Raw genomic sequence first — 26335 nt, forward strand, 5'->3', positions numbered from 1 at the left:
CTTGCCCCCGTTCGGCTGCGCAGCAGTCGTAAATCCACAGCTCGCGGTGTATCTGAAAAATGGAGATGGCCGGTTTTGGGGCTGCTTTGCAGCCCAACGGGGGCAAGCCCCCTCGCCACAGGTCTGCGAATTACTTTCCTAACTTACGCAACTCATCCGACTCAACAATCCGCAGCCCATCCTGCTCTTCCAGCGCCAGTCGCCACATGGCGCGGGCCAGTTGGCAGGCTTCGATGCCGCGGTATTTGCCGGGGATCAAACGGGACAAAGGCCCGACGAATTGCTCAGCCATGCGCGGTTCCAAACGCTCGCCCAGCAGCAGCGAAGGTCGGCAAATAGTCAGTTGCGGCCAGTCCTGTGCGCGCAATGCATATTCCATTTCGCCTTTGACCCGGTTGTAGAAAATCGGGGACCTGCGATCGGCACCCAGGGCACTGATCACGATCAGGTGCCGTGCGCCCATCTCCCGTGCACGTTTGGCGAACGCCACCACCATGTCCAGGTCCACCGCGCGAAAGGCCTGTTCCGAGCCGGCTTTCTTGATAGTGGTGCCCAGGCAGCAGTAGGCAATGTCGACGCGACCATTCAATTGCGGCAGAAATTCCGCTGGGTCGCCGACCGGATTTTCCAGGTGGGGGTGCTCGGCCAATGGCCGGCGTGACGGCGCCAATACTCGTGAGATCGTGGGCTCATTGAGCAGGCGATCAAGTAAATGTTCACCGGTCAACCCGGTAGCTCCGGCAAGCAATACGTGTTGAGGCGTCAAGTACATAGTGTTTCCCCCTTGATACTCTTCAGCTTAGTTGCTCTTTGCATCCTTGCTGTCGGTGGAGACACTTTGAAGCGCTTTTCGTGCCTGCTGCTTGCGTAACAGCTGCCAGTGAGAGAGAACGGTTTTCGGCGCCCAGATCTGCGGTTCAGAGGCTTCGAAGCTGTCCGCCAGTTCGCGTTCTGCAACGGTGGCCTTGGCCAGTTTGAAGGCTTGCTCCAGGTCGTCGGTCTGGTTCAGTGCCTGGGCGAACAGTGCGTCGCCGAAGTAGGTGAAGTTGGCTTCTTCCGAGCAGCCAAAGGACACGCGGTCAGCGCGCGAGGCGGTCATGATCAGGGTGCGTTCATCCTTGAGCGCGGGAATGAAGCCGCCCGAGTAACAGGACGAAATCACGATGATCTTGTCGCGGTTTTTCAGCGGAGAGAGCACCGCGGCGAGTTCGTCGGCCGGCAGATCGGACAGTTCCATGCGCGGCTGGTCGAGCACCAGTTCGTGTTCGCTGGAGCCGTGGCTGGTCAGGTAGATGAAGATCAAGTCTTCCGGGCCACTGCGTTCGGCCAGGGTGGCGGCGGCGCGGCGCAGGTTTTCCCGGGTGGCCATCGGCCGGTCGACGAGGTGGTCGCGATGGTTCACCAAGCGGATCTGGCCAAACGCACCAAAGCGGCTGTTGAGCATATTGCTGACGTAATCGGATTCGCGCAGGAACACGCTTTGCTTGCCGTCACCGCCCAAGGTCAAGGTGTACAGCTCGACCGCCGGGGTCGAAGCCGGCACGTTGGACAGTGCATCGTTGAGCAGACGGCCCTGGGCGAGCAAACCGAGTTCCAGGCTGTCGGGCAGCAGCTTGCCTTCGGCATCGCGAACACGCTGGCCATTGACCCACGTACCGTTTTGCACCGTGCCGTCAGTCAGCACCAGGGTGCCGTGCCCCGAGTAGCTGTCACCGTCGAATTGACCAATGTAGAAGCTGCCGTCGGACAGGTTCAATCGACCTTGGCCGGTGAAGCGCCAGTCACTGAACTGGCCGATGTAATGGCTGCCGTCGGCGCCGATCAACTCGCCCTTGCCGTTCAGCGACCCTTCCTTGAATTGACCGAGCCAGACATCACCGTCGGCGTTCTCGTAGCGGCCCTTGCCGTGCAGTTGGTTGTTCTTGAAACCGCCGACATAGATATCGCCATCGGCGCTGTTGAACGTCCCGTTGCCTTCGAGCTGACCGTCGACGAAATGCCCGGTGAACTGATTGCCGCTGGCGTCGCCCCGTTGGCCTTCGCCGTTGGGTTTGCCGTGGGCGAACTGGCCCTGATACGAACTGCCGTCTTCGAGTTCGAGACGACCGAGCCCTGAATATTGATCGGCCTTGAATTCACCGCGGTAGGTCATACCGTTTTCTTTGAGGGTGCCTTCGCCGTCCCGTCGACCGGCTTTGAAACTGCCGGTGAAACTGCTGCCGCTGGTGGTCAGTGTGCCCTTGCCGTCGAACAGCCCTAGTTTGAATCCCCCGCGATAGACTTCGCCGTTACTGCCGTGCCATTCGCCCTGGCCATGCCATTGGCCCTTGTCGAAATCGCCGGCGTACCAGCTGCCGTTCGGATAATCGATACGGCCCTGGCCTTGCAGCAATCCGTTGACCAGTTCTCCGCGATAGCGTCCGCCGTCCGGCAAGCGGGCATCGGGGGGCAACAGCGATTCGCCGTCGCCGCAAGCGGTGAGCAATAGGGTCAGAGCGAGGAGTGCAAGTGGGCGCATAGCGGGATCCGGGCAATTAGGCGACCGAGTATGCCGCAGCTGTTTGACCTTATATAGCCAGTAAACAGGAGAGGGCGCGAAACAGCGTGAGCTGCTTCGCATCCGGGATGGGTTACACGAAGCAGAGAGACAGTGGCTCGGCGATGTAGGCCGGCTTGTCCGAGCCTTCGATCTCAAGCGTGGCGGTGGCCTTGAGCAGCCATTGGCCGGGTTTCTTCTCGGTGACTTCGTTCATGTCGACCTTGAGTCGTACCCTGGAATTGACCTTCACTGGCTGGATGAAACGCACGGTATCCAGACCGTAGTTGACCACCATCTTCGCCCCTTCAGGGAGGATCAGGATGTCTTCCATCAGTTTGGGGATCAGCGACAGCGACAGGAAACCGTGTGCAATGGTGCTGCCAAATGGCGTTTGCGCGGCTTTGACCGGGTCGACGTGGATGAACTGATAGTCCCCTGTGGCTTCGGCGAACAGGTTGATGCGCTCCTGATCGATGGTGAGCCATTCGGAACGTCCGAGTTCCTTGCCGACATAATCTTTGAGCTCTGCAACTGGAACATAGGGCATTGAGACTCTCCTTGGGTTCATCGGTTTTATAGTTTTGAGGTGGGGGGATTTGACCTCCCGGATTACCACTTTAGATCAACATGGCAAATGGCTCCGGTCAACTGACCATGAATTTGGCGAATGCCGGTCTATAGCGTTGGCGTGCTTATAATGTTCGGCCCGCTTGTGCGGGATGATATTGGCGGGAGATGACGGATGTTGTTACGTGGCCTGACCTGGCTGGTGCTGTTCCAATTGCTGGGCACAGCCATCAACCACTTGTTTTTACCGATACTGCCGGGGCCGATTGTCGGCCTGCTGTTGCTGTTGGTATTCCTGATCAGTCGTGGCCAGGTTGGCGAACCGCTGAACCTCGCGGCCAGCAGTCTGCTGCGTTACCTGCCGTTATTGCTGGTGCCGCCCGCCGTGGGTGTGATGGTTTACGCTAAAGACATTGCCGCGGATTTCTGGGCCATCGTCGGTGCGCTGGTGTTGTCTCTGTTGCTGTCCATGGCCTTCGCTGGCGTGCTGATGCAGCGCATGGTCAAGCGTCACGCTCATCGTGAGGATGGCCAATGATCTTCGACTGGCACGGCGCCTGGGCATCGGTGATTCATCATCCGTTGTTCGGTATCGGTATTACGCTGGGGGCTTATCAGCTGGTGCTGGCGGCGTTCGAGAAAACCCGCTGGATCTTTCTGCAACCGGTGCTGGTCTCGATGCTGCTGGTGATCGGCGTATTGGTGGGTTGCGGCCTGACCTATGCCGAGTACCGCAAAAGCACCGAGATCCTCAGTATCCTGCTCGGGCCGGCGACCGTGGCGCTGGCTGTGCCGCTGTACCTCAATCTGCGACGCATTCGGCAGTTGTTCTGGCCGATATTTACTACGCTGGTGATAGGTGGCGTCGTCGCTACTGGCATGGGCGTATTGCTGGGCTGGTCGTTTGGTGCCGAACACATGATCCTGATGACCATGGCACCGAAGTCGGTGACGTCGCCGATTGCCATGCTGGTGGCGGAGCAGATCGGTGGCGTCGCGGCGCTGGCAGCGGTGTTCGTGTTGATTACCGGGGTGATCGGGGCGATCTTCGGGCCGAGTCTTTTGACCCGGCTGGGTGTGCACAGCCCTGAGGCGCGCGGTATGGCATTGGGCATGACGGCGCACGCGGTAGGCACTGCGGTGGCGATGCAGGAAAATGAAGAGTGCGGCGCCTTCGCGGCGCTGGCGATGAGTCTGATGGGCGTGGCCACGGCAGTTTTCCTGCCGTTGGCGGTGTCGATGGTGGTGTAAGGAAATGTCTATGAGCTTGCCGCTTTTTCCGCTGAACACAGTGTTGTTTCCTGGCTGCATCCTCGATTTGCAGATCTTCGAGGCGCGCTACCTGGACATGATCAGTCGCTGCATGAAACAGGGCGGCGGCTTTGGCGTGGTGTGCATCCTTGACGGCGAAGAAGTCGGCATCGCCCCGGCGGGCTACGCGCTGGTCGGATGCGAGGCGCTGATCACTGATTTCAAACAGCAGGACAATGGCTTGCTGGGCATTCGGGTGCAGGGCGGACGGCGTTTCCACGTGCTGCGCACCGAGATTCAGCGCGATCAGCTGACCGTCGCCGAGGTCGAGTGGCTGGAGGACGAACCTGAGCAACCGCTGCAGGATGAAGACGCCGACCTGGTTGCGCTGCTCAAAGCCTTGGCCGAACACCCGATGGTCGAAGCGTTGAACATGGGCACCGAGGCAACCGGGCAGCAGTCGTTGGCCAATCAGTTGGCGTACCTGTTGCCGTTTGCCGAAGTGGACAAGATCGACCTGCTGCAACTCGATGATCCGCAGCAGCGACTGGATGCGATTCAGGCGCTGCTGGATGAGTTGCAGGGTGAGTTGTTTGCCTGATCAGTAGGCATACCGCAACATCGCATGCGGTAAGTGCCGCAATGCAAAGAACCCGAACAGCGCCACCAGCGCTGGCAACACCAACCACCAGACCTTCGGTGGCATGGCGTTGAGCGGCGCCGGGCGCTGATTTAGCCACAAGCTCGCCGCACACACGCACGCTGCCAGCATCGCGCCGGCCAACACATCCGTCGGCCAGTGCGCGCCCAGGTACACCCGCGACAGGGCAATCGCCAGCGCCGGCAAGCAACCTACCAGCAGCCAGGTCAGGCGCATGCGCGGCGGTTGTCCGCGGCCGGCCAGCACGGCCAGCGTCAGAAACAGCGCAAAAGAGCCCGAGGCGTGGCCGCTGGGCATGCTGTAGCTGGTCAGAGGATCGCTCAACACTTCCGGGCGTACGCGGGCGAAAAAGTGTTTGGTCGCGGTGTTGCCCAGCGCGGTGCAAAGCAGGGTGCTGCCGGCGAAAATCGCCTGGCGCCATTGCCGGGTGAGCAACAGCAAACCCGTCAGCAGGGCGCTGAACAACAGCATGTTGCGAAACTCGCCGATCAGCGTGAATGTCACCGCGACTTCATCGAGCATCGGGCTGCGGTGTTCCTGCACCAGGGTCATCAAGCCCTGATCGAGGGCGGTCAGATGCGGATAGCCGATAAACAGTCCGGCCAAAATCAGGAAGCTCATTCCGGTAATCAGCATCGTCGCTTTGCGATGACGGCGCAGACTGCTGGTGGCGCTCAAGCCCACCATGACGACGATGCTGCCGGCGACGATCCCGGCTTCAGGCCAGAAACCCTCCGGCAACGGCAGGCGAATCGCCGCCCCCGTGGCCCAGCCGGGCAGCAGATAGGCAACGGTCCAGCCAGCGGCGGCCAGCAGACTGACGGCGGCGAAGCGCGGGAAGGGCATGTCGAACATCCCCGCGACCATCGGCAGCATCGGCCGCAGGGGACCGATGAAGCGCCCGACCAGCAGGCTGGCGATGCCGTAGCGCTGGAAATACGCTTCGGCGCCGGCGATCCATTCCGGATGATGGCGCAGGCCTGGCAGGCGCCGGATGTTCTGATGGAAATGTCGCCCGATGAAGTACGAAACGATGTCCCCCAGCACACCGGCGAGAAAGCCCAGCAGCAGCGTTTCACCCAACGACAGCGCGCCACTGCCGGCCAGTACCGCCACGGCAAACAGCAGCACCGTGCCGGGTACGATCAGCCCGGCAATCGCCAGGCATTCCACAAAGGCCACTATGAACACCGCCGCGGCCAGCCATTGCGGGTTGACCGTCAACCAACCGGTCACGCTATCGAGCCATGGGCCCATAAAAACAACTCCATCGACAATTCAATTGGCCCTAGGCGGGCGAACACAATCTTCAAAACGCTATAAATCCCTGTGGGAGCCCTGTGGCGAGGGGGCTTGTCGGAACGCCGCACCGCCCCGTTTGAGTGCGTAGCACTCACAAAATATTTGGCACAACATCAATTTTGGGGCCGCTTCGCAGCCCAACGGGGGCGAGCCCCCTCGCCACAGGTCGCTCCCACAGGGGAATTTTCATTGTTCAGGTCAGCAAAAAATAATCGCGACCTTCGACCTGCCCCCGTCGCAACGGGTTGCGCGTGCAATACGGCGCGTAAGCCGCATCGACGAAACGGTACATCAAATGCTCATCGCGGCCGTGGGGAATGCCCAAACGTGTGGTTTGTATAATGTGAGCGGGCGCCGGGCCGATATCTTCCACCAGCAGCACTTCATGGTCGAAGCGCTTGGCGTCCCAGACCGGCACCTTCAGGCCCAACGCTTTGCAGAGCAATGTCTGTCCGGCGCAAAGCTTTTGCGAAGGGCGAGGGCGACCCTGGGCGTCGGGATTGTTCAACAGCATCTGCGCCAGGCTCGCCGGCCCGCTCAAGTCATCGACCCACGGATAGGCGGATTTGATCAGCACAGCATTGCCCGGCCCCTGGGCGCTGAAGTTCAGAGAGTCGCCGCCACGGGCGTAGTACATATAGATGTGGCCGCCATCCAGAAACAAAGCCTTACGTTTTTCTGTGTAGCCGAGGGAGGCGTGGCTGCCTTTTTCTTCGAAGTAATAGGCTTCGGTCTCGATAATTCGGGCGCTGAGCCACAGGTCGCCGACCCGGTGACGAATGACTTTACCGAGTAAATCCCGGGCCAGCGTTTGGGCATCTCTGTCGAAAAATGCATCCGCGAGCCCCTTGGGCAGGCTCGTCGCGGACGTGCGAACAGTCAGGTTAGTCATGATGAACGGCGTTTATCAGGGCTGATTGAGTCGCGATGATAACAATTTGCAGCTTAATCACGGCTGAACGTCGGCAAATTGCCCTCCATTTCGACCATCCGCCCGTCACCGCTGTTAGTCCCGGGACGCGACAGCTATAATCTGCCGCTTTACTCTTTACCAAGACCTAAGCAAAGACCACTCCAGACCATGACTGAGTCCGTTCTTGACTACATGACCCGATTGGGTCGCGCTGCCCGCGAAGCTTCTCGCGTCATCGGCCGTGCCAGCACCGCGCAGAAAAACCGCGCCTTGCAGGCAGCAGCCAATGCGTTGGACGCCGCACGCGCCGAGCTGACGGCTGCCAATGAACTGGATTTGGCCGCTGGCCGCGCCAATGGTCTTGAGCCTGCATTGCTTGAGCGTCTGGCGCTGACCCCCGAACGTATCGACGGCATGATCGTCGGTTTGCGTCAGGTGGCGGCTCTGCCGGATCCGGTCGGCGCGATCCGCGACATGAGCTTTAGGCCGTCGGGCATTCAGGTCGGCAAGATGCGCGTGCCGTTGGGCGTGATCGGGATCATCTACGAATCCCGTCCGAACGTGACGATCGATGCCGCCAGCCTGTGCCTGAAGTCTGGCAACGCGACCATTCTGCGTGGCGGCTCCGAGGCGATTCATTCCAATCGTGCCATTGCCGCCTGCATCCAGCGCGGTCTGGCCGAAGCCGATTTGCCTGCCGCCGTGGTGCAAGTGGTCGAAACCACTGACCGTGCCGCCGTTGGCGCACTGATCACCATGCCCGAGTACGTCGACGTTATCGTGCCCCGTGGCGGCCGTGGCCTGATCGAGCGCGTCAGCCGTGACGCTCGCGTGCCGGTTATCAAGCATCTGGACGGCATCTGTCACGTTTACGTCAGTGCTCATGCCGACCTGCCGAAAGCCCAGCGCATCGCGTTCAACGCCAAGACTTACCGTTATGGCATCTGCGGTGCGATGGAAACCCTGCTGGTGGACCAATCGGTCGCCAAGGATTTCCTGCCATCGATGGCCGCACAGTTCCGCGAAAAAGGCGTCGAGCTGCGCGGCTGCGAGCGCACCCGGGCGATCATCGAGGCTGTTGCCGCCACTGAAGAAGACTGGAACACCGAGTACCTGGCGCCGATTCTCTCGATCCGTGTGGTCGACGGGCTGGACCAGGCCATCGAACACATTAACAAGTACGGCTCCCATCACACCGATTCGATTGTCAGTGAAAACCTTGCTGACACCCGGCGTTTCGTCGCTGAAGTCGATTCATCGTCGGTCATGATCAACACCCCGACATGCTTCGCCGATGGCTTCGAATACGGATTGGGTGCCGAGATTGGCATTTCTACTGATAAGCTGCACGCCCGCGGCCCGGTGGGCCTCGAAGGTCTGACCTGCGAGAAGTACATCGTGGTCGGTGATGGCCAGTTGCGCGGCCAGGCGTCAGACTGACTTGGGCGACCTCGACCTGTCAGCCCCGGTAACCGCCAGCGAGCCTGCGCCTCGACGCATTGGCATGCTGGGTGGAACCTTCGACCCGGTGCATATCGGCCATTTGCGCGGTGCACTGGAAGTCGCCGAATCGCTGGCGCTCGATGAGCTGCGTCTGACACCCAGTGCCAGACCACCTCATCGCGGTACGCCGCAGGTATCGGCGAAAGACCGTCTGGCGATGGTCGAGTGCGCGGTGGCCGGTGTGGCGCCGCTGGTGGTGGACGCCCGCGAATTGCAGCGGGACAAACCGTCCTACACCATCGACACCCTGGAACTGATGCGCGCAGAACTTGCCGCCTCCGACCAGGTTTTTCTACTTTTGGGCTGGGACGCATTTTGCGGCCTGCCCACTTGGCATCGCTGGGAAGAGTTGCTCCAGCATTGCCACATCCTGGTGCTGCAACGCCCGGATGCCGACAGCGAACCGCCGGATGCCTTGCGCAATCTGTTGGCGGCACGCTCGGTGAGCGACCCGCTGGCCCTCAAAGGGCCGAGCGGACAGATTGCATTCGTCTGGCAGACACCGCTCGCGGTATCCGCCACCCAGATCCGTCAACTGCTGGCCAGCGGTAAGTCGGTACGTTTCCTGGTGCCCGACGCGGTCCTGGCCTACATCGATGCGCACGGTCTCTACCGTGCGTCGAACTGAAAAAGGGAGCGCTTCAAAACACGTGAACGCGTGTACCGAAGCGCCCGAACATACGAGCAAAACGAGTTTTATATGACTGACAAAGACGTAACTAAAGTAAAGCGCAAAGGCACGTTCAAGAGCGCCCCGCTGCCAGTAGAAGTTCCAACCGGCCCTGAGCTGCGCGGCGAAGAGCTGGTCAAGGTTGCCGTAGCGGCCCTGGAAGACGTCAAGGGCCAGGACATCCAGGTGATCGACGTTCGTGAAAAGCAGAGCATTACTGACTTCATGATCATCGCCACCGGTACCTCCAACCGCCAGATCGGCGCGATGCTGGACAAGGTCCGCGAAGCGGTCAAAGCCCAGGGCGTCAAGCCGCTGGGTGAAGAAGGCAAGGGCGACAGCGACTGGGTCCTGCTGGATATGGATGATGTCATCGTGCACATGATGACCGCTTCGGCTCGTCAGTTTTACGACCTGGAGCGTCTGTGGTCCGGTGCAGAACAGAGCCGTGCTCTGAACGCGGCTCACCACAGCCCGGAAAACACCCATGAGCACTTCGTCAAGCTCAACAAAGACCAGCAATAAGGGACCGCTGTGCGACTGCGACTGATCGCCGTCGGTTCTCGCATGCCCAAGTGGGTGGAAGAAGGCTGGCATGAATATGCCAAGCGTCTTCCGTCCGAGCTGGCGCTGGAACTGGTGGAAATACCGCTCAACACCCGTGGCAAGAACGCCGACGTGGCGCGATTCATCCGTCAGGAAGGCGAAGCCATGCTGGCCAAGGTCGGGCCGAACGAGCGTGTTGTGACCCTCGAAGTCCACGGCAAGCCCTGGAGCACCGAGCAACTGGCGGTCGAGCTCGATCGCTGGCGGCTGGACTCGCGCACGGTGAATTTCATGGTCGGCGGCCCCGAAGGGCTGGCGCCGGAAGTCTGTGCCCGGGCCGATCAGCGCTGGTCGCTCTCGCCGCTGACGTTGCCGCACCCGCTGGTGCGAATCCTGATCGGCGAACAGCTGTATCGTGCCTGGACAGTCCTGTCCGGCCACCCTTACCACAAGTAGTTCTGCCCTCATGCCCCAGCCGATCCGCATCAAGGACCACGAAAAAGACGCCCGTCTGGTGCGTGGCCGCGTCGTGTTCGGGGCAATTGCGGTGGTGTCGCTGATCTGTGTGCTGATCGCGCGGCTGTATTTCCTCCAGGTGATTCAGTACGAGTACCACTCGACCCTGTCGGAAAACAACCGCGTCCATGTGCAGCCGATTCCGCCGACTCGGGGCTTGATCTTCGATCGCAATGGCGTGGTGGTGGCGGATAACCGGCCCAGCTTCAGCTTGAGCATGACCCGTGAGCGCTCCGGCGAATGGCAGCAAGTGCTCGACGTCATTGTCGAAGTGCTGGAGCTGACGCCCGAGGACCGGGTGATCTTCGAGAAGCGCATGCGTCAGGGGCGCCGGCCGTTCGAGCCGGTGCCGATCCTGTTCGAGCTGACCGAAGAACAGATCGCCCGCATCGCGGTGAACCAGTTCCGTCTGCCGGGTGTGGAAGTGGTCGCGCAGCTGGTGCGTCACTACCCGCAGGGCGCGCACTTTGCGCACTCGGTGGGATATATGGGGCGGATCAACGAGAAAGAGCTCAAGTCTCTGGACCCGGTGAGTTACAGCGGCACCCATCAAATTGGCAAAACTGGCATTGAGCGCTTCTACGAGCCCGAATTGCACGGTCAGGTCGGTTACGAAGAAGTCGAGACCAACGCCCGTGGCCGCGTGCTGCGGGTACTCAAACGTACCGAACCGATTTCCGGCAAGGACATCGTCCTGAGCCTGGACATCAAATTGCAGGAGGCCGCCGAAGCTGCACTCGGCGGTCGCCGTGGCGCAGTGGTGGCGCTGGACCCGAAAACCGGCGAAGTCCTGGCGATGGTCAGTCAGCCGAGTTTTGACCCGAACCTGTTTGTCACCGGCATCAGCTTCAAGGCCTATTCCGAGTTGCGCGATTCCATCGACCGGCCACTGTTCAACCGCGTGCTGCGCGGCCTGTACCCGCCGGGCTCGACCATCAAACCGGCCGTGGCAATTGCCGGCCTGGATTCTGGCGTTGTGAACGCGTCGAGTCGGGTGTATGACCCCGGCTATTACCAGTTGCCCAACTACGATCACAAATACCGTAACTGGAACCGTACCGGTGACGGCTACGTCGATCTGGACACGGCGATCATGCGCTCCAACGACACCTACTTTTACGACCTGGCCCACAAGCTGGGGATCGATCGGCTGTCGGCCTACCTGGGCAAGTTCGGCATTGGCCAGAAGGTCTCGCTGGACATGTTCGAAGAGTCGCCGGGGCTGATGCCGACACGGGAATGGAAGCGGGCAACCCGTCGTCAGGCCTGGTTCCCGGGCGAGACGCTGATTCTGGGGATCGGTCAGGGCTACATGCAATCAACGCCCTTACAACTGGCCCAGGCCACGGCGCTGGTCGCGAACAAAGGGGTGTGGAACCGTCCGCACCTGGCCAAGACCGTCGAAGGCGAGCGGCCGAAGGATGAAAATCCGATGCCGGACATCATCCTGCGTGACCCGTCCGACTGGACCAAGGTCAACCACGGCATGCAGCAGGTGATGCACGGTGCCCGGGGTACCGCGCGCAAGGCGGCGATCGGTTCGCAATACCGGATTGCCGGCAAGAGTGGTACGGCCCAGGTGGTCGCGATCAAGCAGGGTGAGAAGTACGACCGTTCCAAGGTTCAGGAGCGTCACCGCGACCACGCCTTGTTCGTCGGCTTCGCGCCGGCCGACAACCCGCAAATCGTGGTGTCGGTGATGGTCGAGAACGGTGAGTCCGGTTCCGGCGTCGCCGCGCCAGTAGTGCGTCAAGTCATGGACGCCTGGCTCCTGGACCAGGACGGCCGACTGAAAGCCGAATACGCCAGCCCTATCAGTGCGGAGGCTACGGCCCGTGAAGAGTAATTTCGATCGCATCCTCTCCAGTGAGGATGTGATGCGTCGCCGTGCGACGCTGTTGCAACGCCTGCACATCGACGGCCCCTTGCTGATCCTGCTGTTGACGCTCGCCGCCGGCAGCCTGTTCGTGCTGTATTCGGCCAGCGGCAAAAGCTGGGATCTGTTGGCCAAGCAAGCCACTTCGTTCGGCATCGGCCTGGTATCGATGATCGTCATCGCCCAATTCGAACCGCGCTTCATGGCCCGTTGGGTGCCGGTCGGTTATGTGCTCGGTGTGCTGTTGCTGGTGGTGGTGGACGTCATGGGCCACAACGCCATGGGTGCTACGCGCTGGATCAACATTCCCGGGGTGATCCGCTTCCAGCCCTCGGAATTCATGAAGATCCTGATGCCGGCGACCATCGCCTGGTACTTGTCCAAGCGCACCTTGCCGCCGCAGCTCAAGCATGTGGGCGTCAGTCTGTTTCTGATTGGGTTGCCCTTCATCCTGATCGTGCGTCAGCCCGACCTCGGCACTTCGCTGCTGATTCTGGCCGGCGGTGCGTTTGTGCTGTTTATGGGTGGCTTGAAGTGGCGCTGGATCATCAGCGTGATCGCCGCCGCCGTGCCGGTGGCCGTGGCGATGTGGTTCTTCATCATGCACGACTACCAGAAACAGCGAATCCTGACCTTCCTCGACCCCGAGAGCGATCCGCTGGGCACTGGCTGGAACATCATTCAGTCGAAAGCCGCCATCGGTTCCGGCGGCGTGTTCGGCAAAGGCTGGTTGCTTGGCACTCAGTCGCACCTGGACTTCCTGCCGGAAAGCCACACCGACTTCATTATTGCCGTCATGGGCGAAGAATTCGGCCTGGTGGGTATCTGCGCACTGCTGCTGATTTACCTGCTATTGATCGGCCGCGGACTGGTGATTACCGCTCAGGCCCAGACATTGTTCGGCAAATTGCTCGCGGGCAGCCTGACCATGACGTTTTTTGTTTACGTTTTCGTCAACATCGGTATGGTCAGTGGCCTGTTGCCGGTTGTGGGGGTGCCGTTGCCGTTCATTAGCTACGGAGGAACTTCGCTGGTGACGCTGCTGTCAGCGTTTGGGGTTTTGATGTCGATCCATACCCATCGTAAGTGGATCGCTCAGGTTTGAATAAGGTGAAGATTTCAATGCAAGTAATGCGTGGCTGGGCGACTCGATATGCGCCATGGGTCGGCCTGGTAAGCATCCTTGGCACAGCGCAGGACGCGTTGGCCGGCGATTACGAAGGCTCACCGCAAGTGGCCGAATTCGTCGGTGAAATGACCCGCGACTACGGTTTTGCCGGTGAACAGCTGATGGGCGTGTTCCGCGAAGCCGAGCGCAAGCAGTCGATTCTGGACGCGATCTCGAAACCTGCCGAGCGGGTCAAGCAGTGGAGCGAGTACCGCCCGATGTTCATCACCGACGCGCGCATCGCCCGTGGTGTGGACTTCTGGCGTCAGCACGAGGCGGTACTGGCCCGTGCCGAGCAGGAATACGGCGTACCGGCGCAGGTTATTGTTTCGATCATCGGTGTCGAGACCTTTTTCGGTCGCAATACCGGCAACTTTCGGGTAATCGACGCCTTGTCGACCCTGGGTTTCGACTATCCTCCCCGTGCCGAATTTTTCCGCAAGGAATTGCGTGAGTTCCTGTTGCTGGCCCGGGAAGAGCAGGTCGATCCGCTGACTCTCAAAGGCTCTTACGCTGGTGCCATGGGTTTGCCGCAGTTCATGCCGAGCAGCTTTCGTGCCTACGCGGTGGACTTCGACGGTGACGGCCACATTAATATCTGGACCGATCCGGACGATGCCATTGGCAGCGTCGCCAGCTATTTCAAGCGTCACGGCTGGGTAGCCGGCGAACCGGTGGTCAGTCGCGCCGATGTGCGTGGCGATCAGGTGGACGAAGGTTTGACCACGGGTATCGAACCGACTAAAACCGTCGGGGAGTTGCGGGCGCTGGGGTGGTCAAGTCATGATGCGCTGCGCGATGATATGCCGGTCACGGCTTTCCGCCTGGAAGGTGACAATGGCCCCGAATACTGGATGGGCCTGACGAATTTTTACGCAATCACGCGTTATAACCGCAGCGTGATGTACGCCATGGCCGTACATCAACTGTCTGAACAGCTGGTCCAAGCACGGGGCGTCAAGTAATGCGGGCATTGCCTATGAATAAACCCCTGAAGCTGATGGCATTCGCCGCGTTGGCGGTGCTGATCGCCAGTTGTTCGACCAGCCGTTCGCCGACCCAGAAGTCTTCCACCGCCGTGCGCGCAGCGCCAGGCCTGGACATCAACCGCGCGCACAAAGATGGCGCGCCGTGGTGGGACGTCGATGTTTCGCGCATCCCGGATGCCACGCCGACCCTGCATACAGGTCCTTATAAAGCCAACCCCTATACCGTTCTGGGCAAGACGTACTTCCCATTGCAGGAATCCAAGACCTACGTGGCCTCGGGCACTGCGTCTTGGTATGGCACCAAGTTCCACGGTCAGAACACCGCCAATGGCGAGGTTTACGACCTGTATGGCATGAGTGCTGCTCACAAGACCTTGCCACTGCCGAGTTACGTTCGGGTGACCAACCTGGACAACAACAAGAGCGTAGTCCTGCGGGTCAACGACCGTGGGCCGTTCTATTCGGACCGGATCATCGACTTGTCCTACGCAGCGGCCAAGAAACTCGGCTATGCCGAAACCGGCACCGCGCGGGTCAAGGTCGAAGGCATCGATCCGCAGCAATGGTGGGCAGCCAAAGGCCGTCCGGCGCCTTTGATGCTTAACGAGCCGCAAGTCGCGCAAAATAGCGCCCCGACGATTACGGCTTCGGCCGGCACCGTCGAACAATGGACGCCACCGCCGCAGCAACACGCCGCGGCCGTTGTGCCCTCGCCGATCGATGCAAAAAAAAACGCTTCTGTACCAGCCTCTGGCCAGTATCTGCAGGTGGGCGCGTTCGCCAACCCGGACGCTGCAGAACTCCTGAGATCGAAGCTCAGCGGAATGGTGAGCGCTCCGGTGTTCATCAGTTCGATCGTGCGCAATCAACAGACGCTGCATCGGGTGCGCCTGGGGCCGATCGGCTCGCCGGGTGAAATCCAGCAAGTGCAGAACAGTGTGCGCCTGGCCAATCTCGGTTCGCCGAGCCTGGTCACTGCCGAGTAATACGTAGTACTTGATTGACGGTTCGCTTGCGGTTTGGGGGGTGGACCTGGTTGTTGGCTCGTTAAAGAACAAAAGCCCGGCAAGGGTTACAGAGTGAGCAACTGAACACGCGATGACCCGTTAGAAGGTCATCTGATTAGTTTTGCCCCTTAGGGCAGTTTCCATTAGCGATTTCGAGAGACGGATGAACATCACCACCTTTGCCAAACGCCTGTGTCTGCTAGTCCCGCTGCTCCTCTCGCCTGCCGCTTTCGCGGTCGAGATGATGCCGTCGCCACCGCAACTGGCCGCCAAAGCCTATGTACTCATGGACGCCAGCAGCGGCAACGTGCTGGTGGAGAACAACGGTGACCAGCGTCTGCCTCCGGCCAGCCTGACCAAGCTGATGACCGCGTACATCGCGACCCTGGAAATCCGTCGTGGCCAGATCGGCGAAAACGACCCGGTGACCGTCAGCGAAAACGCCTGGCGCACCGGCGGTTCGCGGATGTTCATCAAGGTCGGCTCGCAAGTCACGGTCAGCGACCTGCTGCACGGCATCATCATTCAGTCGGGTAACGACGCCAGCGTTGCGCTCTCCGAGCACATCGCCGGCAGCGAAGACGCCTTCGCTGACATGATGAACAAAACCGTGGCCGATCTGGGCATGACCAACAGCCACTTCATGAACCCGACCGGTCTGCCGAACCCTGAGCACTACTCGTCGGCTCACGACATGGCGGTGCTGGCTCGCGCGATCATCCACGAAGACCCGGCTCACTACGCGATCTACTCGCAGAAAGAGTTCTTCTGGAACGGCATCAAGCAACCTAACCGTAACCTGCTGCTGTGGCGCGACAAGACGGTCGACGGCCTGAAAACCGGTCACACCGACGAAGCCGGCTACTGCATGGTGTCTTCGGCAGTACGTGATGGCATGCGCCTGATCGCTGTGGTGTTCGGCACCAACAGTGAAGTGGCTCGCGCCTCCGAAACCCAGAAGCTGTTGACCTACGGTTTCCGCTTCTTCGAAACCCAGACGTTCTATCAGAAAGGCGCCGAGCTGGCTCAGGCTCCTGTCTGGAAAGGCACCACCAATCAAGTCAAGGCCGGCCTGGCTGAAGACCTGACCATGACCCTGCCAAAAGGCCAGCTGAAAAAGCTCGCCGCGAGCATGACCATGAACCCGCAACTGATTGCGCCAATCGCCAAGGGCGATGTAATCGGTAAAGTCGAAGTGAAGCTGGATGACAAAGTCGTGCATAGCGCTGATCTGATCGCTCTGGACGCGGTCGACGAGGGTGGTATCTTCCGCCGCATGTGGGATAGCATCCGTCTATTCTTCTACGGCTTGTTCAACTGAATTAGTGTGGACTTGCATGGCCCTGTTCCAATCCGGAACGGGGCCATGTCCGTTGCCACGGCTTACGAGGCCGTTACGCCATGACAGACACCGAAGTAAAGGCGCCAAAAATCGAATTTCCCTGCGCGGATTACCCTATCAAGGTAATCGGCGACACCGGCGTGGGTTTCAAGGACAAGATCATCGCGATCCTTGAGAAACACGCGACCGTTGACCACAAGACCCTGGCCGAGCGCCAGAGTACCAACGGCAAGTACACGACCATCCAGTTGCACATCATCGCCACCGGCCAGGAACAGCTGTACGACATCAACAGCGAGTTGCGGGCTACCGGTTTCGTGCACATGGTGCTGTGATGTCTGGCACGCTGGGCTTTCGCGAGCTCGGCCAGATGGCTTACGAGCCGGTCTGGCACGCCATGCAACGCTTCACCAACGAACGCGGCAGCGATGCCGCGGACGAGATCTGGCTGGTCGAGCACCCACCGGTGTTCACCCAGGGGCAGGCCGGCAAGGCTGAGCACTTGTTACTCCCGGGAGATATTCCGGTAGTAAAGGTTGATCGCGGTGGTCAGGTGACTTATCACGGTCCCGGCCAATTGGTGGCCTACCTGTTGCTCGACGTACGCAAGCTGGGTTTCGGCGTGCGTGACCTGGTCAGCCGCATGGAACAATGCCTGATCGAGTTGCTGGCCAGCTATGGCGTCACTGCCGTGGCCAAGCCGGATGCTCCGGGTGTCTACGTCAATGGGGCGAAAATCGCTTCTCTGGGTCTGCGGATCCGCCACGGTTGCTCCTTTCATGGCCTGGCCCTGAATGTGGACATGAACCTGGAACCGTTTCGACGGATTAATCCCTGCGGCTACGCCGGGCTGGCGATGACCCAGCTGAGCGATCACGCAGGATCGATTGAATTTGCCGAGGTAAGTGCCCGGCTGCGCGCGCAGCTCGTCAAACACCTCGACTATGCTGAGCAGACGACCCTAACGGGCGGAATCGACTGATATGACTACTGATGCAGTGCAAACCATGATCCCGACGCTGGATGTCACCGAGCGTCCGGCCCCGCGTGCCAAGGTTGAAGCCGGCGTGAAGCTGCGCGGCGCCGAGAAGGTTGCACGTATCCCGGTGAAGATCATTCCGACCACCGAACTGCCGAAGAAACCTGACTGGATTCGTGTGCGTATCCCGGTTTCCCCGGAAGTCGACCGCATCAAGGCCCTGTTGCGCAAACACAAGCTGCACAGTGTCTGCGAAGAGGCGTCCTGCCCGAACCTGGGCGAATGCTTCTCCGGCGGCACCGCGACCTTCATGATCATGGGTGACATCTGCACCCGTCGCTGCCCGTTCTGCGACGTTGGCCACGGTCGTCCGAAGCCACTGGACACCAACGAGCCGGAAAGCCTGGCCATCGCCATCGCGGACCTGAAACTCAAGTACGTGGTGATCACCTCGGTTGACCGCGACGACCTGCGTGACGGCGGTGCCCAGCACTTTGCCGACTGCATCCGCGAGATCCGCAAGCTGTCGCCGAACGTGCAGCTCGAAACCCTGGTCCCGGATTACCGTGGCCGCATGGACGTTGCGCTGGAAATCACCGCTGCCGAGCCGCCTGATGTGTTCAACCACAACCTGGAAACCGTGCCGCGCCTGTACAAGGCCGCGCGTCCGGGTTCGGATTACCAGTGGTCGCTGACCCTGCTGCAACGCTTCAAGCAGATGATGCCGCACATTCCGACCAAGTCCGGCCTGATGCTGGGTCTGGGCGAGACTGACGAAGAAGTGATCGAAGTCATGAAGCGCATGCGCGAACACGACATCGACATGCTGACTCTGGGCCAGTACCTGCAACCGTCCCGCAGCCACTTGCCGGTCCAGCGTTTCGTGCACCCGGACGTGTTCGCCTGGTTCGCCGAGGAAGGTTACAAGATGGGCTTCAAGAACGTCGCTTCCGGCCCGCTGGTACGTTCCTCGTACCACGCCGACGAGCAGGCGAAACTGGTTAAAGCCGAGCTGATGTCGTCCTGATCTGCTGCCAGACATGAAAAACGCCCGCAGGCATTCAGCCTCGCGGGCGTTTTTTTGCCTGCCTACGGCAATGACAGACTTTTCCTGCAACTTTCGGCGCGACTGACCCTCTTCTGTTTGTCCCCGTTCCTGACTACTGTGTGCTTGACGCATTCACGCAGGGAGATTCATGGATGACCGTTCGACCGACTCACACCCTTTGTCCTCACGCACCCGTTCCGGCCTTGCCGTCGCAAGGGCTGATCGGCGTTATTGCGCCCGCCGGTCCCGCAGCGCTGGACACCGACAAGGCCATCACCTGGATGCGCGCTCGCGGATACTCACTGCGGGTTTTCCCTGGCGTGTACGAGAAAGATGATTATTTGGCCGGCAGTGATGATGTACGGCTCAATGACCTGCACGCGGCGTTTGCCGACAGTGAGGTCGACGCGATCATTTGCTTGCGTGGGGGTTACGGTACGCCGCGGTTGCTCGATCGCATCGACTTTGAGCTGCTGCGCAACAATGCCAAGCCGTTCATCGGCTACAGCGACATCACCGCGCTGCACTTGGCGATCAGCCGTTATGCGGGCTTCGTGACCTTTCATGGTCCGATGCTCAACGCCGACCTGCTGGGTGACAAGCAAAAACCTACCGAGTCTTCATTCTTCAACATGCTCAGAGGGCAGGTGAAGGCGGGCAGTGTGCTGGCGCACCCGGTCGCCTACCCGTTGACGACGATTGAGCCTGGTATCGCTCACGGGCGCTTGCTGGGGGGCAATCTGTCGCTGATCGCCGCGACCATGGGGACGCCGTATGAGTTGGATGCCGAGGGCGTCATCCTGTTCATCGAGGACATTAACGAGCCGTTGTATCGAATCGACCGGCTGCTGACCCACCTGCGCCTGGCCGGCACGCTGCACAAGCTGCGCGGGGTTTTGGTGGGGGATGTGGCGGGGGTTGATACGGTTTCTCTGGAGCGCTTGCTCAAGCGGACCTTTGCGCCTTTGCGGATACCGGTGTTGGCAGGGTGGCGCAGCGGGCATTGCGATCCGAATTTGACGTTGCCGATGGGGGCGCTGGTCAGATTGGATGCGGGGAACAAGGCGTTGGTGTTGGAGCAGGATGTGGTGATCAGGGCTTAGGAATTCGTCGCCTGACAGTCAGTCATCGCGGGCAAGCCATGCTCCTACAGGTAACGCGTCGTTCACCCATTTTGTGAACATCGCTGAACCTGTAGGAGCATGGCTTGCCCGCGATGCTTTTAGCGGTTACGAAGGCCTTCGAGCAACTTATGCGTCGGATACCCATCTGCCGGCCAGCCAAACGACTGCTGGGCGCTGCGGATCGCCTTGCGGGTGTTGGCGCCGATAATGCCGTCGGCGGTGCCCGCGTCGTAGTTCTGAGCACTCAACAGGCTTTGCAGCTCGATCCGCTCGGTACGGCTCAGCGGCAAATCATCTTTCGGCCACGTGCCGTTGATCAGGCCGGCGCCGTTGAAACGCTCTGACAACAGGCTAACGGCAAGGGCGTAAGACGACGAGTTGTTGTACTTGAGGATCGCGCGGAAGTTGTCGAGCACCAGGAACGCCGGGCCACGGTAACCGGCCGGCAGCAGCAGGGCGGCTGACAGGTGTTCGGAGCCTGGCGGAACCTGACCGCCATTGGGCAGGGTGACACCCAGTTGCAGCCATTCGGCGACGCTCTTGCGAATCGTGCCATCGGCCAGGACGTAGTTGAAACTGCCCGGTAACTGCACTTCAAAGCCCCACGGCTGGCCTTTCTGCCAGCCTGAGCTTTGCAGGTAATGCGCCGTCGAGGCCAGCGCGTCGGCTGGGCTGCCCCAGATGTCGCGGCGACCATCGCCATCGAAGTCCACGGCGTGGGTGTTGTAGGTGGTCGGGATGAACTGGGTCTGGCCCATGGCGCCGGCCCAGGAGCCAAGCATTTTCTCAGGCTCGATATCACCCTGTTGCAGGATCTGCAGGGCGGCGATCAGTTGCGCGTGGGCAAACCCGGGACGCCGACCTTCATAGGCCAGGGTCGCCAGGGAATTAATCACCGACTTGTTGCCCTGGAACTGCCCGAAGTTACTTTCCATGCCCCACACCGAGACCAGTGCCTGACGATCGACGCCGTAGCGTTGTTCGATGCTTTGCAGGATGTCGGCGTACTGGCTGACCAGCGCCTGGCCTTTGTGTACCCGCAGCGGCGAAAGGGCGCCGTCGAGGTATTCCCATACCGGGCGGGAAAATTCCGGTTGGCTGCGGTCGGCACGGATCACGCTGGTGTCGAGGCTGACATTGGCGAAGGCGCGGTCGAACAGGTCGGCGCGAATACCGGCGGCCAGAGCGTCCTTGCGGAAACCCGCCTGCCATTCGGCGAAGGTCTGGGTGGGCTGGATGTCGAGGTTTTCACCGGTCGGAACCACGGGCGGAATGACCGCAGGGGCTGTCGCGACGGGGAGGGTCTGAAGCGGCTTGGCGTCGGCAGCGGTGGGTTTTTCCGCGCAGGCGACTAGCAAAATGAGGCTGGAGGCAGCGATCAGTTGGCGCAGGGGCCAACGACGGGAAATACAAAGGGGCATGCACGGGTCCAGGGAGTACGAATCAGGTGCAGACCTTAACATGTTGAGCGAGCGCTTGCCTTTCAGGCCGCCAGAAAGTAAGAAGCCTCCCAGCTATTAGACTGGAAGGCTTCGCGGCGGTAGCTGCCTTTGCCCTTGCCGGCTGGTTCCTGACGGCTACGGAACAGTGGCTGGGCAATGATGGATTTGGCCTTGTTGGGGCCATTTTTGGATGGCTTTTTGCTCATGATCAGATCTCTCGATTGAGTGGGTTTTGCGGGGGAAATAGTCTGCCGAAGTCGGGGTTCTGTCTATAGGACAAATGCAGGTTGTTTTTGTAGGAAGCAGGATCTTTTGATCTTATTCAGCGGGCAACGACAATCTTTGGCCAGCCATCAACAACGACAATCGACTCAAACTCATCCACGGCGAACCGGCTGCCTGGCCTTTGATCTGTGCGTCGATGCGCTGAGCTTCCAGCAATAGCTGCGCCCAGCGTTGCGCCGAGTAGCGTTGCAAGGCTTTGCTCATCAATGGTTTACGTTTGTCCCAGACCGGCGGTCGGGCAGAGCTGAAGGCTTTGTCCAGTGGCACGCCCTGGCTGTACTGCAGCGACAGGTTGGCCAACAGACGCAGCTCCCGGGCCAGCGCCCAGAGAATCACCGGTGGTTCGACGCCTTCACCGCGCAGCCCTTCGAGCATGCGCAGGGCATGAGCCGCTTCACCGTTGAGAATCGCGTCGGTCAGTCCAAAGACATCGAAGCGCGCACTGTCAGCGACGGCCGCTTGCACGGTTTCGACGGTGATCTGACCGCCTTCGGCCATCAGTTTGAGCTTTTCGATTTCCTGGGCAGCCGCGAGCAGGTTGCCCTCGACCCGTGCGGCGATCAGTTCAACGGCGTCCTGGCTGGCGGAAAGCCCGGCCTGGGACAACCGTTGACGGATCCAGCTCGGCAACTGGTTGGCCTCTATCGGCCAGATTTGCACGAACTGGGTCTGCTGGCCTTCGACCAGCGCCTTGCCCCACTTGGTTTTCTGCGCACTGCCATCAAGTTTCGGCAGGCTGATCAGCAACACCGTGTCTTCGGCGGGCCGTGAGCAGTACTCGATAAACGCGGCAGCGCCTTTGTCACCGGGTTTGCCGGACGGCAGACGCAGTTCCAGCAGGCGCTTTTCAGCAAACAGCGACATGCTCGCGCCGGCTTGCAGCAACGTTCCCCAGTCGAAACTGGCGTCGGCGGCGAAGACCTGGCGCTCGTCGAATCCCTGTTGGCGGGCGGCGGCACGAATGGCGTCGGCGGCTTCCTGACACAGCAGTGGGTCATCGCCACTGATGATGTAGACCGGCGCGAGGGCACCTTGCAGGTGTTTGGCGAGTTGGGCGGGGGCGAGTTTCATAGGAGAGGGCGAACGGGGCGCCTGAGCGCCCCGTAAGTCTTACTGCTGCGGCAGTTCGATTGGCGACTGGCGCGGCGTTTGCGCTTCAGCCTTCTGCGCCGCTTCCAGTGCATCGGCTTCAGCCTTGGCTCTGGCTTCGGCGGTCTGTTGCAGCTGATCCAGCTGGGTCGGCGTGAGCTGTTGCAGGCGCAGCATCATCCGTTGAACCAGTTCACGACGGGTTTCCTTGCGGGCGTCGTTGACTTCCTGGTCGGAACCCACCAGGTTGTTGCCGTCGTGTATGTAGACCTTCTGCACTTCGAGCTTGTCACTCAGCAGCGACAGGTTGCGCCCACCACGGATATCGTAGTTCAGCACCGTAGTCACCTGATACTCGCCAGTACGACCGGCACCTGCGTAGCTGAGGATGCGCTGGTTTTCCTGCTCATCGGTCAGCACCAGCTTGTAAGGTGCACCGCTGTAGACCTTGACGCCGCTGCTTTCCAGTACCTGACGCAGTTGAGTAACCGTTTCGCCGTAGGCGTTACGGGCACTCAGATCGAGTTCCTTGATCGTCAGTTCAGTGGTGCCGGTGCCGCGCAGCTGGAAACCGCAGGCGCTCAACAGGACCGCAAGGCCCATCACCAGCAAATTGCGTTTGATCATCTTGTTGCTCCCCTTGAAACCATGTGGGCCGATCTTGCGGCCCGAAAGGTTTTACTCGGCGCCAGGCATGACCTGGCGCCTGATCCAATTAGCTGGCGACGATATTGACCAGTTTCCCGGGCACTACGATCACTTTACGAATGGTCAGACCGTCAACAAAGCGCAGCACGTTCTCGTTGGCCCGTGCGGCGGCTTCGACTTCTTCGCGGCTGGCGCTGGCGGGCATTTCGATGTGGCCGCGCAGCTTGCCGTTGACCTGGATGACCAGTTGCAGGCTGTCCTGCACCAACGCGCTTTCGTCCAGCACCGGCCAAGCGGCGTCGATCACCGGGTCAGCGTGACCCAGTTGATTCCACAGCTCGTGGCTGATGTGTGGCGTGATCGGAGCCAGCAGCAGAGTGACGGCTTCCAGACCTTCGTGAACCAGCGCGCGATCCTGTTCGGTGCCTTGCGGGGCTTTTTCCAGCACGTTCATCAGCGTCATCACCTGAGCGATGGCGGTGTTGAATTTGTGGTTCTGGCCGACGTCGTGGCTGGCCTGCTTGATCGCCTGGTGGATCGAGCGACGAATGACTTTCTGCTCCTCATTCAGGCTGGCGACGTCCAGTTTGCCCGGCAGGCCCTGAGTGACATGGGCTTGAGCCAGGCGCCAGACACGCTTGAGGAAGCGGTGCGAACCTTCTACTCCGGAGTCGGACCATTCCGCGCTCATGTCGGGTGGCGAGGCGAACATCATGAACAGGCGGCAGGTGTCTGCGCCGAACTGGTCGATCATCGACTGTGGGTCGACGCCGTTGTTCTTCGACTTGGCCATCTTCTCGGTGCCGCCGATTTCCACCGGCAGGCCGTCTGCGATCAGCTTGGCGCTAATGACTTTGGCTTTGCTGTCGCGTTCGAGTTCGACGTCCGCCGGGTTGAACCAGGTGTAAGCACCGTTGGCTTCGCGACGATAGTAAGTCTCGGCGATCACCATGCCCTGGGTCAGCAGGTTCTTGAACGGCTCGTTGGAACTCACCAGGCCTTCGTCGCGCATCAGCTTGTGGAAGAAGCGCGCGTAGAGCAGGTGAAGAATCGCGTGTTCGATACCGCCGATGTACTGATCAACCGGCAACCAATGGTCGGCCGCCGATTTTTCCACCAGACCGCCTTCATAGTGCGGGGAGGCGTAACGGGCGTAGTACCACGAGGACTCGACGAAGGTGTCCATGGTGTCGGTTTCACGCTTGGCCGGTGCGCCGCATTTCGGGCAGCTGCACTCGTAGAACTCGGGCATGCGCGCCAATGGCGAACCAGCGCCGTCCGGTACGACGTCTTCCGGCAGCACGACTGGCAACTGATCTTCCGGGACCGGCACATCACCGCAGGTATTGCAGTGGATGATCGGGATCGGGCAGCCCCAGTAGCGCTGACGGCTGATGCCCCAGTCGCGCAGGCGGAACTGGGTACGCGAGGCGCCGAGGTTCTTCTTGATCAGCGCGACTTCGATGGCATCGAAAGCGCCCGCGAAGTCGAGGCCGTCAAACTCGCCGGAATTGATCAACGTGCCGTATTCGTTGTAAGCGGCCTGCCACGGCGTCGGCGTTTCCTCGCCGGCGCTGGTGCGCACGACAGGTTTGACCGGCAGGTTGTATTTGGTGGCGAACTCGAAATCACGTTCGTCGTGCGCCGGAACGGCCATTACTGCGCCATCGCCGTAGTGCATCAGCACGTAGTTGGCGACCCACACCGGGAGCTTCTCACCGGTCAGTGGATGCTCGACGAACAGCGAAGTGCGCAGGCCTTTTTTCTCTTGAGTGGCGACGTCGGCTTCGGCGACGCTGCCGCCCTTGCATTCAGCGATGAACGCTTGCAGCTCAGGGTTGTTCTGCGCGGCCAGGGTCGCCAGGTGGTGTTCGGCGGCTACGGCAACGTAGGTCGCGCCCATCAAGGTGTCCGGACGGGTAGTGAACACTTTCAGGACACCGGCTTCGCCGATGGAAGCGACGTCGTACGGGAACTGCACTTCCATGCCGCGGGATTTGCCGATCCAGTTGCGCTGCATGGTCTTGACCTGTTCAGGCCAGCCAGTCAGCTCGTCGAGGCTCTCCAGCAGCTCATCCGCGTAAGCGGTGATCTTGAAGTAGTACATCGGGATTTCGCGCTTTTCGATCAGCGCGCCGGAACGCCAGCCGCGACCGTCGATCACCTGTTCGTTGGCCAGAACGGTCTGATCAACCGGGTCCCAGTTCACGGTGCCACTTTTTTTGTAAATCACGCCTTTTTCGAACAGGCGAGTGAACAGCCATTGTTCCCAGCGGTAGTAATCAGGCTTGCAGGTGGTGACTTCGCGGGACCAGTCCACCGCGAGGCCTAGGCTGCGCAGCTGGTTTTTCATGTAGGCGATGTTTTCGTAGGTCCACTTGGCGGGCGCTACGTTGTTCTTCATCGCGGCGTTTTCCGCCGGCATGCCGAAGGCGTCCCAACCCATGGGTTGCAGGACGTTCTTGCCTTGCATGCGCTGGTAGCGGGAGATCACGTCGCCGATGGTGTAGTTGCGCACGTGCCCCATGTGTAGCTTGCCGCTGGGGTAAGGGAACATCGACAGGCAGTAGAAAGTCTCCTTGCCTGGCTGTTCACTGACTTCAAAGGACTTTTGCTCGTCCCAGAAGGACTGGGCGGCGGCTTCGATTTCACGGGGCTGATATTGTTCGTGCATGGCTACTTTTGAACTGAATAGGGGTGGCCTAATCCTCTTCAATGCAACGCTGGACGGTGATCACGCCAAATCGGCGTTTCGGTGCCCAGACGAGCTGGAAGTGGAGTTACAGGAAGCGCCGTAGCATACATGACCGCACTCTACCGAGGGAAACCCTGATTACTGCTGCGGGTCGCCCAAAAACCGCTGCGAGGGC

At 60.4% G+C, this 26335-nt stretch carries 26 protein-coding genes; 16 read left to right on the forward strand and 10 right to left on the reverse strand.

All coding sequences use genetic code 11. The annotated features are described in order from the left end of the window. Positions 1–130: 130 nt before the first annotated feature. From PMI27_RS10380 to PMI27_RS10370, 3 genes are all read right to left on the reverse strand, one after another. A complete protein-coding gene (locus PMI27_RS10380) occupies positions 131–772 on the reverse strand; it encodes an oxidoreductase (RefSeq protein WP_008152792.1) in 642 nt (213 codons plus the stop codon). Between the two features lie 27 nt (positions 773–799). Then, positions 800–2518, reverse strand: a complete 1719-nt coding sequence (locus PMI27_RS10375; protein WP_008152794.1) for a C13 family peptidase — start codon at positions 2516–2518, stop codon at positions 800–802. Positions 2519–2630: 112 nt separating this feature from the next. Then, positions 2631–3086: a MaoC family dehydratase gene (locus tag PMI27_RS10370; protein WP_008152797.1), complete on the reverse strand. Its 456-nt coding sequence runs from the start codon at positions 3084–3086 to the stop codon at positions 2631–2633. Between the two features lie 195 nt (positions 3087–3281). Here PMI27_RS10370 and PMI27_RS10365 point away from each other — a divergent pair, with 195 nt between their 5' ends. Genes PMI27_RS10365 through PMI27_RS10355 form a run of 3 tightly spaced genes read left to right on the forward strand, consistent with a single transcriptional unit; the run spans position 3282 to position 4958 of the window. Beyond that, positions 3282–3644: a CidA/LrgA family protein gene (locus PMI27_RS10365; RefSeq protein ID WP_008152799.1), complete on the forward strand. Its 363-nt coding sequence runs from the start codon at positions 3282–3284 to the stop codon at positions 3642–3644. Then, positions 3641–4357 carry an LrgB family protein gene (locus tag PMI27_RS10360; protein WP_008152800.1) on the forward strand — a complete coding sequence of 239 codons (717 nt, stop codon included), beginning with the start codon at positions 3641–3643 and terminating at the stop codon, positions 4355–4357. Before PMI27_RS10365 ends, PMI27_RS10360 begins: the two co-directional genes overlap by 4 nt. A gap of 10 nt (positions 4358–4367) precedes the next feature. Further along, positions 4368–4958, forward strand: coding sequence for an LON peptidase substrate-binding domain-containing protein (locus PMI27_RS10355; RefSeq protein ID WP_008152802.1), 591 nt, complete (start codon positions 4368–4370; stop codon positions 4956–4958). Here PMI27_RS10355 and PMI27_RS10350 read toward each other — a convergent pair whose 3' ends face one another. Together PMI27_RS10350 and PMI27_RS10345 are read right to left on the reverse strand one after the other, a co-directional pair. After that, positions 4959–6275, reverse strand: coding sequence for a bifunctional DedA family/phosphatase PAP2 family protein (locus PMI27_RS10350; protein WP_008152804.1), 1317 nt, complete (start codon positions 6273–6275; stop codon positions 4959–4961). It lies immediately after the preceding gene. A 238-nt stretch (positions 6276–6513) separates the two neighbouring features. Then, positions 6514–7212, reverse strand: coding sequence for a DNA-3-methyladenine glycosylase (locus PMI27_RS10345; RefSeq protein WP_008152806.1), 699 nt, complete (start codon positions 7210–7212; stop codon positions 6514–6516). Between the two features lie 189 nt (positions 7213–7401). Here PMI27_RS10345 and PMI27_RS10340 point away from each other — a divergent pair, with 189 nt between their 5' ends. From PMI27_RS10340 to PMI27_RS10280, 13 genes are all read left to right on the forward strand, one after another. Further along, positions 7402–8673 carry a glutamate-5-semialdehyde dehydrogenase gene (locus PMI27_RS10340; RefSeq protein WP_008152807.1) on the forward strand — a complete coding sequence of 424 codons (1272 nt, stop codon included), beginning with the start codon at positions 7402–7404 and terminating at the stop codon, positions 8671–8673. 1 nt (position 8674) lies between these two features. After that, on the forward strand, positions 8675–9364 hold the full coding sequence (nadD, locus tag PMI27_RS10335) for a nicotinate-nucleotide adenylyltransferase (RefSeq protein ID WP_259674762.1): 690 nt from the start codon (positions 8675–8677) through the stop codon (positions 9362–9364). Positions 9365–9436: 72 nt separating this feature from the next. Then, positions 9437–9931, forward strand: a complete 495-nt coding sequence (gene rsfS, locus PMI27_RS10330; RefSeq protein ID WP_008152812.1) for a ribosome silencing factor — start codon at positions 9437–9439, stop codon at positions 9929–9931. Positions 9932–9940: 9 nt separating this feature from the next. After that, positions 9941–10408, forward strand: coding sequence for a 23S rRNA (pseudouridine(1915)-N(3))-methyltransferase RlmH (gene rlmH, locus PMI27_RS10325; RefSeq protein WP_007937439.1), 468 nt, complete (start codon positions 9941–9943; stop codon positions 10406–10408). A 10-nt stretch (positions 10409–10418) separates the two neighbouring features. Beyond that, entirely contained in the window at positions 10419–12314 is a 1896-nt protein-coding gene (mrdA, locus tag PMI27_RS10320; protein ID WP_008152815.1) for a penicillin-binding protein 2, read from the forward strand. Between the two features lie 31 nt (positions 12315–12345). Continuing rightward, positions 12346–13449, forward strand: a complete 1104-nt coding sequence (gene rodA, locus PMI27_RS10315; RefSeq protein ID WP_050595037.1) for a rod shape-determining protein RodA — start codon at positions 12346–12348, stop codon at positions 13447–13449. A gap of 17 nt (positions 13450–13466) precedes the next feature. After that, positions 13467–14477, forward strand: coding sequence for a lytic murein transglycosylase B (mltB, locus tag PMI27_RS10310; RefSeq protein ID WP_008152820.1), 1011 nt, complete (start codon positions 13467–13469; stop codon positions 14475–14477). Beyond that, positions 14477–15487, forward strand: coding sequence for a septal ring lytic transglycosylase RlpA family protein (locus tag PMI27_RS10305; protein ID WP_008152822.1), 1011 nt, complete (start codon positions 14477–14479; stop codon positions 15485–15487). Before mltB ends, PMI27_RS10305 begins: the two co-directional genes overlap by 1 nt. Before the next feature lie 184 nt (positions 15488–15671). Beyond that, positions 15672–16829: a D-alanyl-D-alanine carboxypeptidase family protein gene (locus tag PMI27_RS10300; protein WP_008152825.1), complete on the forward strand. Its 1158-nt coding sequence runs from the start codon at positions 15672–15674 to the stop codon at positions 16827–16829. 80 nt (positions 16830–16909) lie between these two features. Beyond that, a complete protein-coding gene (locus PMI27_RS10295) occupies positions 16910–17185 on the forward strand; it encodes a DUF493 domain-containing protein (protein ID WP_008152827.1) in 276 nt (91 codons plus the stop codon). Then, the gene (gene lipB / locus PMI27_RS10290; protein ID WP_008152829.1) at positions 17185–17832 is read left to right on the forward strand and encodes a lipoyl(octanoyl) transferase LipB; all 648 of its coding nucleotides are present in this window, start codon (positions 17185–17187) and stop codon (positions 17830–17832) included. The genes PMI27_RS10295 and lipB overlap by 1 nt, the downstream gene beginning before the upstream one ends. Position 17833: 1 nt before the next feature. Further along, on the forward strand, positions 17834–18856 hold the full coding sequence (gene lipA / locus PMI27_RS10285; protein ID WP_008152832.1) for a lipoyl synthase: 1023 nt from the start codon (positions 17834–17836) through the stop codon (positions 18854–18856). Between the two features lie 173 nt (positions 18857–19029). Next, the gene (locus PMI27_RS10280) at positions 19030–19980 is read left to right on the forward strand and encodes a S66 peptidase family protein (RefSeq protein ID WP_008152834.1); all 951 of its coding nucleotides are present in this window, start codon (positions 19030–19032) and stop codon (positions 19978–19980) included. 119 nt (positions 19981–20099) lie between these two features. Here PMI27_RS10280 and PMI27_RS10275 read toward each other — a convergent pair whose 3' ends face one another. The 5 genes from PMI27_RS10275 to leuS form a co-directional block, all read right to left on the reverse strand. Next, a complete protein-coding gene (locus PMI27_RS10275; protein WP_008152837.1) occupies positions 20100–21422 on the reverse strand; it encodes a lytic murein transglycosylase in 1323 nt (440 codons plus the stop codon). A gap of 62 nt (positions 21423–21484) precedes the next feature. Beyond that, entirely contained in the window at positions 21485–21649 is a 165-nt protein-coding gene (gene arfA / locus PMI27_RS10270; RefSeq protein ID WP_008152840.1) for an alternative ribosome rescue factor ArfA, read from the reverse strand. Positions 21650–21761: 112 nt separating this feature from the next. Continuing rightward, the gene (holA, locus tag PMI27_RS10265) at positions 21762–22799 is read right to left on the reverse strand and encodes a DNA polymerase III subunit delta (RefSeq protein WP_008152842.1); all 1038 of its coding nucleotides are present in this window, start codon (positions 22797–22799) and stop codon (positions 21762–21764) included. Positions 22800–22838: 39 nt separating this feature from the next. After that, positions 22839–23444 carry an LPS-assembly lipoprotein LptE gene (locus PMI27_RS10260; protein ID WP_008152844.1) on the reverse strand — a complete coding sequence of 202 codons (606 nt, stop codon included), beginning with the start codon at positions 23442–23444 and terminating at the stop codon, positions 22839–22841. Between the two features lie 88 nt (positions 23445–23532). Further along, positions 23533–26139, reverse strand: coding sequence for a leucine--tRNA ligase (gene leuS / locus PMI27_RS10255; RefSeq protein WP_008152846.1), 2607 nt, complete (start codon positions 26137–26139; stop codon positions 23533–23535). Positions 26140–26335 lie beyond the last annotated feature (196 nt).

Origin of the sequence: Pseudomonas sp. GM41(2012) (assembly GCF_000282315.2) — a bacterium.
Taxonomy (GTDB): domain Bacteria; phylum Pseudomonadota; class Gammaproteobacteria; order Pseudomonadales; family Pseudomonadaceae; genus Aquipseudomonas.

Bases quoted from the DNA above. Each gene is read 5' to 3' on its own strand.
- PMI27_RS10360 (WP_008152800.1), top strand. From the start codon at position 3,641: ATGATCTTCGACTGGCACGGCGCCTGGGCATCGGTGATTCATCATCCG.
- leuS (WP_008152846.1), bottom strand. From the start codon at position 26,139: ATGCACGAACAATATCAGCCCCGTGAAATCGAAGCCGCCGCCCAGTCC.
- rsfS (WP_008152812.1), top strand. From the start codon at position 9,437: ATGACTGACAAAGACGTAACTAAAGTAAAGCGCAAAGGCACGTTCAAG.
- rodA (WP_050595037.1), top strand. From the start codon at position 12,346: ATGCGTCGCCGTGCGACGCTGTTGCAACGCCTGCACATCGACGGCCCC.
- PMI27_RS10280 (WP_008152834.1), top strand. From the start codon at position 19,030: ATGACCGTTCGACCGACTCACACCCTTTGTCCTCACGCACCCGTTCCG.
- mltB (WP_008152820.1), top strand. From the start codon at position 13,467: ATGCAAGTAATGCGTGGCTGGGCGACTCGATATGCGCCATGGGTCGGC.
- PMI27_RS10365 (WP_008152799.1), top strand. From the start codon at position 3,282: ATGTTGTTACGTGGCCTGACCTGGCTGGTGCTGTTCCAATTGCTGGGC.
- holA (WP_008152842.1), bottom strand. From the start codon at position 22,799: ATGAAACTCGCCCCCGCCCAACTCGCCAAACACCTGCAAGGTGCCCTC.
- PMI27_RS10345 (WP_008152806.1), bottom strand. From the start codon at position 7,212: ATGACTAACCTGACTGTTCGCACGTCCGCGACGAGCCTGCCCAAGGGG.
- PMI27_RS10370 (WP_008152797.1), bottom strand. From the start codon at position 3,086: ATGCCCTATGTTCCAGTTGCAGAGCTCAAAGATTATGTCGGCAAGGAA.
- PMI27_RS10295 (WP_008152827.1), top strand. From the start codon at position 16,910: ATGACAGACACCGAAGTAAAGGCGCCAAAAATCGAATTTCCCTGCGCG.
- PMI27_RS10355 (WP_008152802.1), top strand. From the start codon at position 4,368: ATGAGCTTGCCGCTTTTTCCGCTGAACACAGTGTTGTTTCCTGGCTGC.
- PMI27_RS10260 (WP_008152844.1), bottom strand. From the start codon at position 23,444: ATGATCAAACGCAATTTGCTGGTGATGGGCCTTGCGGTCCTGTTGAGC.
- PMI27_RS10380 (WP_008152792.1), bottom strand. From the start codon at position 772: ATGTACTTGACGCCTCAACACGTATTGCTTGCCGGAGCTACCGGGTTG.
- lipA (WP_008152832.1), top strand. From the start codon at position 17,834: ATGACTACTGATGCAGTGCAAACCATGATCCCGACGCTGGATGTCACC.
- PMI27_RS10305 (WP_008152822.1), top strand. From the start codon at position 14,477: ATGCGGGCATTGCCTATGAATAAACCCCTGAAGCTGATGGCATTCGCC.
- PMI27_RS10300 (WP_008152825.1), top strand. From the start codon at position 15,672: ATGAACATCACCACCTTTGCCAAACGCCTGTGTCTGCTAGTCCCGCTG.
- PMI27_RS10375 (WP_008152794.1), bottom strand. From the start codon at position 2,518: ATGCGCCCACTTGCACTCCTCGCTCTGACCCTATTGCTCACCGCTTGC.
- PMI27_RS10275 (WP_008152837.1), bottom strand. From the start codon at position 21,422: ATGCCCCTTTGTATTTCCCGTCGTTGGCCCCTGCGCCAACTGATCGCT.
- lipB (WP_008152829.1), top strand. From the start codon at position 17,185: ATGTCTGGCACGCTGGGCTTTCGCGAGCTCGGCCAGATGGCTTACGAG.
- mrdA (WP_008152815.1), top strand. From the start codon at position 10,419: ATGCCCCAGCCGATCCGCATCAAGGACCACGAAAAAGACGCCCGTCTG.
- PMI27_RS10350 (WP_008152804.1), bottom strand. From the start codon at position 6,275: ATGGGCCCATGGCTCGATAGCGTGACCGGTTGGTTGACGGTCAACCCG.
- PMI27_RS10340 (WP_008152807.1), top strand. From the start codon at position 7,402: ATGACTGAGTCCGTTCTTGACTACATGACCCGATTGGGTCGCGCTGCC.
- arfA (WP_008152840.1), bottom strand. From the start codon at position 21,649: ATGAGCAAAAAGCCATCCAAAAATGGCCCCAACAAGGCCAAATCCATC.